Here is a 6,392-nt window from a genome sequence, read left to right as displayed (position 1 = left end):
GGATTCCACCCGCTGGCCGCTGGTCAGGATCGCGCCGACAACCACTGCGCCAAGCGCGAGCAGACCGGCCTTTTCGAGATCGCTCAACCCGGTGTCGCGCTGCACTGTAACCGGAGCGCCTGAATCGGTGGCGCTCGGGGTTTCGCGGTCGTCCCTGCTCCACTCCCTGAACTCTTCGCTGCTGGAGCGACGATCACGCTCGGTGACGGTTTCGGTCGTCACTTCGGCCGACGCTTCGGCTTCGGCATCGGTATCGGCTGCGAGCGCCTCAATGGCATCGCCGCTCAGAGTGTCGACGCAGGTGATCGTTCCGTCGCTGGCCACAACCTCGGCGAGACATTCCGCTGCCGCCAGGGCTTTGGCCTCAGCTTCTGCTGCATCACCTGCTGCGGCTTCCTCCACCGCCAGGGCTTCAGCTTGCGCCTCCGCTTCCGCTGCTGCTTCTGCGTCGGCAACGGCCTGCGCATCGGCCCCTGCCTGGGCGTCTGCCTCTGCGTCGGCAACGGCCCGGGCCTCGGCATCAGCCTCTGCCTCGACGCGTTCCCGCTCCATCGCCTCGGCTTCATCTGCCGCCTGTGCGGCGGCTTCGGCATCAGCCGCAGCTTGCGCATCCGCCTCGGCCTCGGCCTCGACTCGCTCCAGTTCCCTGGCTTCAACCTCGGCCTCTGCAGCAGCGTCCGCCTGTGCTTGCGCGTCGGCCTCAGCCTGCGCCTCTGCATCGGCCTCGGCTTGCGCCTCGGCCGCGGTTTCTGCCGCAGCCTCGGCTTCCTGCGCGAGCCGTGCGGCAGCATCGGCTGCTTGTGCGGCCTGCGCTTCGGCCTCGGCTGCGGCCCGTGCCAGTTCTGCGGCTTCGGCTTCGGCCTCGGCCTTCAGGGCGTCATCGGATTCGGTCGCCGCTTGTTGCGCAGCCTCGGCCTCGATCGCCGCTTGTGCAGCGGCATCAGCCGCGGCCTCTGCCTCGACCTCGGCCTGAAGCGCCTGGATGTGAAGCTCGCAAGCGGCCTCTTCGAAGATCATGGCCTCGGCACAGATTTCCTCGAAGGAGCGGATGTCGGCGCGCTCCATTCGGTTGCCCTGCCCCGTCGCCGATGCGTTCGCCCCGGCATTGGCACCCGCGCTGGATTGCGTCAACGCCGGAAGGGGCTGCATGAGCGACAGCACGGCAACGATGGCAGTGGTTGCCTTGAGAGATTTGCGAGTCATTTCGTCACCTTCACTCAAATGATGTGGATCTTCGGCATGCCCTGTTGGGCAGCCAAGTGGGCTGAGCCCGATTTCTGGTCCGGAATCCGGCGCTTCCATGAGCACGGGATCGACCCAACGCTCGCCGTGGTTTTCGCGTCTCCAATTCGATTAATCCAAAACGACGCTATCGAGACTGATTTAGGTTTGCCCCCTCGCAATATTTTCGCGCGCGGGACAGGAAAAACTGCGTCAGCGAAGGGCGGCGATTTGCAGATATCAACAGCAGCCGCGACGCGCGGCGCCACGGGCAGACTGACCCAGGTAAGTGCCGCGCGCGAGGGATCCGTCATGCTTCGCTGCACGTCTCGCGGCGATGGCGGGTCGGGAGTCCGGGTCATCTTCAGGCACAAGCCTGCCAGCGGCCCCAATCGAAAGTGAGATTGACCATGACACAGACAAACATCCTCGGCGTGGTCGCCCTGGTCGTCGGCATTGTACTGCTCGTCTTCGCCTGGCGGGGTTCGAATGCACCGATGGACCAGATGACCGAGGCGCTGACCGGGCGTTTTTCCAACACCACCATGTGGTATCTGCTGGGCGGGGTGGTCGCAGTCGTGGCTGGCGCTGCGTTGATTTACCGCGGCGCATACCAGCGCTGATTGCAACCTGCGGGGGGCCAGGAGCGGTGCATCGCAAACCTGGCCTGCGCGCGCCGTAAAACCGTGTGCCCTGGCACAGCCCCGCGCGAGAAATGCCGCAACCGCCTTCGCCAGAGGGTTGCCCGCCTCGACGGAGAATGCCTGCAGGGCTGCGGTGCCGATGCGATCATGGGCCTCGCGCGCAAGCACCTTGCACGAACCCCATGCCCCGCCCCGGTTGAAGGCTTGCGCTCAATCGGTCGGGGTTTGCTGATGCGCCAGGCGACGCCACGTTCCGCCATCGTTATGCCAGGTCGAGGCGCACAACGCCTCGTGGATCGCATTGCCGGGCTTTTCCGCGCGAACGCGATAGGCAAGGATGGCGATGGCACCGTGCCGGCTGATGTCCCGGTCCATCATCTCCACCAGCCGCCAGCCGGTGTTGACCGAGGGATGGGTCCAGGCATTTTCGCCCAGCATGATCCCGTCAGGATAGGGCAGAACAATGATCGCGTCCGCGGCCGTTTCCGCACGGGCGCTGTCGCGGCCGCTGGTCCAGAGCGCCTCTTCCAGGCGCCAGAGGGTTTCATCCTGTTTCATGTCTTTCTCGGCCCTCGTTGCACGTCATGTCCGCTCTCATGCCGCATCAGTTTCCCGCACCGTTCGAGCCCAGAAAGAAGGACTGGACCAGGAACAGAATGATCATCGCAATTGCCAGTATAGGCCCCATGCCCATCGCGCCGATCGGCGCCGACACACCCGCATCCTGACCTGCGCGCCGGGAGGATGCCTGCGGAAGCAGGTCGATCAGGCGCAGCGTCACCGCACCGCCATCGCGCCCGAGTGCCGGAACATCGCGGAACCGGGCCAGAAGCCCCCCGAGACGGGCGCGCGCCTCTTCCCGCGTCAACTCGGAGAGTTCAGCGGCCGCACCCCAGGGCTCGACCCCGAGACGGGCAAATGTGGACAGGACGGTCACCACGTTGCCGTTCCGATCCTCTCCGACAGCGGCGTAAAGGAACGGATCGAAAGGTGTTTCACCTTGACGAAGCTCATTCATTCCGGTCATGGCACGCATCCTTTTTCCGATGGGTCTGGCGCAGGTCGTTCAGGCGCGGCCTTCTGGCGCGCCACACCGCCGCGTTCGGCCTGTGAGGTCATTGATGACCTTACCCGGGGATCGGATGTTTCGTGCTGATGCAGATCAGCGGCGCAGCCCGGCACGCATCCCAGGCTGTCATGGCAGAGAATTTCCACCAAGGCTAACACCGATCAGTCCCGCCCGGCCGCGGGTGAAGTATCCATGCTTGCGTGACACCAGAGGTATGGAAGGAACAATGATGGACACCCCCGAATGGCTGAAACCCGGACTGATCGGAGCTGTGGCAGGCGGCGTGATTGTCGCAGCCGGCGGCTTTATCTGGGCGGGATGGATGACCGAAAGCAACGCCAACCAGATGGCACGCGCCCTGGCCAATGAAAGCGTCGTCGCGGCCCTCGTGCCAATTTGCATCGAACGCTCGGAGAACGACCCGGAACGCATCGCAAAGCTGACAACCATCCGGCAGGCCACGACGACTGTCCGCCAGCGCGATGCCATGCTGGCGGCGGGCTGGGCGACGATCCCAAGCGATACGATTGGCAGCCGCAATCTGGCAACCGCCTGCGTTGCCGCGCTCGACCTTCCCGCGGCGTGACGCCACGATCAGGATCCATGGATACCGACATGACACAGGGCCCGACGCCTCGTCCGGTGCAAGAGAAAACCGATCGCGAACGTCGGGTCCTGGCGCATGAACGCATTCTGCAATCGTTGATCGCCTCACTGTCCCGAGCGGAGCCCGGATTTCTGGATCACCTGAGCAAGGCCTTCGTCGAACCGATGGAAAAGGCCCGCAAGGCACAGGACTACACCGCATCGGACGATTATTCCGAGGCGTTTACCTGCGCCTTGCCGGAGCGGCCCGAACGGTCAGCAGCCCCGCGCGCCACAGCACAGGACAGCGGCGCAGACCGCCGAAAACGATGAGATACCGCCACGGTATCACTGAAGATCACCGAAACCGCGATGGTCGCGCCCCGGATGCACCGCCGACGACGAGGAGAGAGAAAGATGGAGTCGAGGCCCGGCAGGCGATGCGTAACAAACGCGACCTGCCCGATAATGCCGATCTCGCCCGGTCCGGCAACCGCTGGCAATGCGACCGGAGGTTTCAACTTTCGGAGGCGGGTCGATGTATCCTGACACGCTGATGGTGCAAGGGCCGCCGTCGGGCGCGCGGCGGTGCCGCTCATGTTGATCCGTTTGGGGTGCCGTCTGCAGTTGAACCTGCCCCAGACAACGCCGATCGTGGCCCTGCTCAACGTCCATCACAGCCGTTATGGCGATGTGGTGAGGGCCGACGACCTTGTCTCCTCCCCGAGCGAGCCGCTGGAAGGTTATCGCGACGGATTCGGAAACTGGTGCACGCGCATCCTGGCCCCGGCGGGGGAGTTCGTCCTGTCGACGGACGGCGTGTTCCGCGATGGCGGGCAACCCGATCCGGTGGCCCCGGCTGCCCGGCAACTTGCCGTGCAGGACCTGCCGGCCGAAACGCTCGTCTATCTGCTCGGCAGCCGTTATTGCGATACCGACCTTCTTTCAGAGGACGCCTGGCGCCTGTTCGGCGCGGGTGAGTCCGGCTGGGCGCGCGTTCAAGCGATCTGCGATTTCGTTCACGGAAACCTGGTCTTCGGCTACCATCATGCCAATGCCACGCGCACGGCATCCCAAGCCCTCGCCCAAGGCCATGGCGTCTGCCGGGATTTCGCACATCTGGCGATCGCGCTGTGCCGCTGCATGAACATTCCCGCCCGCTATTGCACCGGATATCTCAGCGATATCGGCGAACCCCTGCCCCACCCCCCGGGGGACTTCGCCGCCTGGATGGAGGTGTATCTCGATGGCCAATGGTGGGTTTTCGACCCGCGCAACAACACGCCGCGCATTGGCAGAATTCTGGTCGCGCGCGGCCGCGATGCCACCGACGTGCCGCTGACCCAGACATTCGGCGCGCACCTCATGACGGACTTCCAGGTGTGGACACATGAAGCCACAGCGGCAGAAGTGCCGCCTGAAGGTAGCAAATGACCGCCCGCATCCCCATCTGTTCATCAGGGCCCGATGTAGTGCACCGCGCAAAGGGCGCTCGCTGTTCGCCCCCTCTGTCGGCTCATCATGTCGCTACAGGTCTTCCGCGCGGACGGAGCCGACCAACCCGCCCGGGACACGGCGTTCCGCGACCAAAGCCGGGTTCCTTTTGCGGTGCTTAGCCGGACCATGGGCCGAACAAGCGGGTGCAGATGCTGATCCGGCGCGCGCGGCGACATCGCGCAGCTGAACAAACGCGAGGAGCGAAAACGATGAACGACCAGGTTTCGGGCTTACGGCCCCCCACACCCGCGCGCGGCGACTTGCCGGCGACGCGGCACTGCCTGCGCTGCAGGACCGCGTTCATGAGCGAGGGCTTCGGCGAGCGTATCTGCAAGCGGTGCAAGGCGCAAACCTCATGGAAATCCGCCATCCCTTCAGGCGATGGCGGAAGCCGCCGCCGCTCGTCCAGGTAACCGGGATCGGGGGCCATGCCGGTTCTGAACATCACCCACCGGACCGAATACCGTTACGCCTCTGCCGTCGCGCCGGGGCCGCACCGCATGATGCTGCGCCCGCGAGAGACGCGCGAGCTGCGCCTTCTGTCCTTCGATCTGATCATCCGGCCAGAGGCGACGGTGACATGGGCACATGACGTCGCCGGCAATTCAATCGCCACCGCCAGTTTCTCGGGCCTGACCGATACCCTGACGGTCGAGAGCCGGATGACTGTCGATCTAACCGCGCAGGCCTGGCCGGTGTTTGACATCTCGGCCGACGCGCAAAACTACCCGTTCCGCTATTCCGATGAGGACTGGATCGACCTGGGCGCGCTGGCGCGGCCGCAATATGTCGATCTGGCCGGGCGGCTGTCCGACTGGGTCGAGGGTTTCGTGATGGGGCGACCGACCGACACGCTGTCGCTGCTCAAGGATGTCGCGGGCGGTGTGTCCGGCCAGGTCGGCTATCAAAGCCGCGAGGTCGAGGGCACGCAGGGCCCGCTGGAAACCCTGGACCGCGGATGGGGGTCATGCCGCGACATTGCCGTCCTCTTCGCCGAGGCCGTCCGCACGCTGGGCTTTGGCGCCCGGATCGTCTCGGGCTACCTGTTCGATGCGTCCCGCAGCCTCATCGGTTCCGCGGGGGCCGGCTCCACCCACGCCTGGGTCGAGGTCTTCGTGCCCGGCGCCGGCTGGATCTCCTTCGATCCGACCAACCGCTCCATGGGGTCGGCCAACCTGATCCCCGTCGCCGCCGCCCGCCACATTACGCAGGTGGCGCCGGTGACGGGCAGCTTTCACGGCAGGTCGGGCGACCTTCTCGGAATGGCGGTGCAGGTCAGTGTCGAGCAGCTGTGCACGTCCCCTCCGTCGCCCGTCGAGTAAGGAAGCTTCATCCGATGCTTCAGCCGCGACATCGTCGCTTCGCCCCCCCCCCCC

8 protein-coding genes and 1 pseudogene are annotated in these 6,392 nt (G+C 65.3%); 6 read left to right on the top strand and 3 right to left on the bottom strand.

Annotation, left to right across the window (positions count from 1 at the left end):
- Positions 1–1,203 (bottom strand): annotated as a pseudogene (locus DQ229_RS16255) (hypothetical protein); the annotation flags it as partial.
- An 18-nt stretch (positions 1,204–1,221) separates the two neighbouring features.
- On the opposite strand from DQ229_RS16255, the gene DQ229_RS16760 reads away from it, so the two are divergent.
- Positions 1,222–1,623, top strand: coding sequence for a hypothetical protein (locus DQ229_RS16760; protein WP_238380975.1), 402 nt, complete (start codon positions 1,222–1,224; stop codon positions 1,621–1,623).
- Positions 1,624–1,631: 8 nt separating this feature from the next.
- Positions 1,632–1,844 (top strand): DUF3185 family protein, encoded by a 213-nt coding sequence (locus DQ229_RS06085; RefSeq protein ID WP_114965386.1) that lies wholly within the window; start codon positions 1,632–1,634, stop codon positions 1,842–1,844.
- Between the two features lie 231 nt (positions 1,845–2,075).
- Here the strand turns inward: DQ229_RS06085 and DQ229_RS06080 are convergent, their stop codons facing one another.
- Both DQ229_RS06080 and DQ229_RS06075 read right to left on the bottom strand, forming a co-directional pair.
- On the bottom strand, positions 2,076–2,423 hold the full coding sequence (locus DQ229_RS06080; protein WP_114965385.1) for a nuclear transport factor 2 family protein: 348 nt from the start codon (positions 2,421–2,423) through the stop codon (positions 2,076–2,078).
- 46 nt (positions 2,424–2,469) lie between these two features.
- Positions 2,470–2,892, bottom strand: a complete 423-nt coding sequence (locus DQ229_RS06075; protein ID WP_155326454.1) for a hypothetical protein — start codon at positions 2,890–2,892, stop codon at positions 2,470–2,472.
- Between the two features lie 271 nt (positions 2,893–3,163).
- On the opposite strand from DQ229_RS06075, the gene DQ229_RS06070 reads away from it, so the two are divergent.
- From DQ229_RS06070 to DQ229_RS06055, 4 genes are all read left to right on the top strand, one after another.
- Complete coding sequence (locus tag DQ229_RS06070; RefSeq protein WP_114965387.1) at positions 3,164–3,520, top strand: hypothetical protein; 357 nt, start codon at positions 3,164–3,166, stop codon at positions 3,518–3,520.
- A 17-nt stretch (positions 3,521–3,537) separates the two neighbouring features.
- On the top strand, positions 3,538–3,852 hold the full coding sequence (locus DQ229_RS06065) for a hypothetical protein (protein ID WP_114965383.1): 315 nt from the start codon (positions 3,538–3,540) through the stop codon (positions 3,850–3,852).
- Between the two features lie 264 nt (positions 3,853–4,116).
- Positions 4,117–4,953: a transglutaminase-like domain-containing protein gene (locus DQ229_RS06060; RefSeq protein WP_114965382.1), complete on the top strand. Its 837-nt coding sequence runs from the start codon at positions 4,117–4,119 to the stop codon at positions 4,951–4,953.
- 491 nt (positions 4,954–5,444) lie between these two features.
- Positions 5,445–6,338 carry a transglutaminase family protein gene (locus tag DQ229_RS06055; protein WP_114965381.1) on the top strand — a complete coding sequence of 298 codons (894 nt, stop codon included), beginning with the start codon at positions 5,445–5,447 and terminating at the stop codon, positions 6,336–6,338.
- The last annotated feature ends 54 nt before the right edge of the window (positions 6,339–6,392 follow it).

The organism is Alkalilacustris brevis (assembly GCF_003350345.1).
Classification (GTDB): Bacteria; Pseudomonadota; Alphaproteobacteria; order Rhodobacterales; family Rhodobacteraceae; genus Alkalilacustris; species Alkalilacustris brevis.
This window is presented reverse-complemented; position numbering and strand designations above follow the sequence as displayed.

Bases quoted from the DNA above. Each gene is read 5' to 3' on its own strand.
- DQ229_RS16760 (WP_238380975.1), top strand. From the start codon at position 1,222: ATGATGTGGATCTTCGGCATGCCCTGTTGGGCAGCCAAGTGGGCTGAG.
- DQ229_RS06085 (WP_114965386.1), top strand. From the start codon at position 1,632: ATGACACAGACAAACATCCTCGGCGTGGTCGCCCTGGTCGTCGGCATT.
- DQ229_RS06080 (WP_114965385.1), bottom strand. From the start codon at position 2,423: ATGAAACAGGATGAAACCCTCTGGCGCCTGGAAGAGGCGCTCTGGACC.
- DQ229_RS06075 (WP_155326454.1), bottom strand. From the start codon at position 2,892: ATGACCGGAATGAATGAGCTTCGTCAAGGTGAAACACCTTTCGATCCG.
- DQ229_RS06070 (WP_114965387.1), top strand. From the start codon at position 3,164: ATGGACACCCCCGAATGGCTGAAACCCGGACTGATCGGAGCTGTGGCA.
- DQ229_RS06065 (WP_114965383.1), top strand. From the start codon at position 3,538: ATGGATACCGACATGACACAGGGCCCGACGCCTCGTCCGGTGCAAGAG.
- DQ229_RS06060 (WP_114965382.1), top strand. From the start codon at position 4,117: ATGTTGATCCGTTTGGGGTGCCGTCTGCAGTTGAACCTGCCCCAGACA.
- DQ229_RS06055 (WP_114965381.1), top strand. From the start codon at position 5,445: ATGCCGGTTCTGAACATCACCCACCGGACCGAATACCGTTACGCCTCT.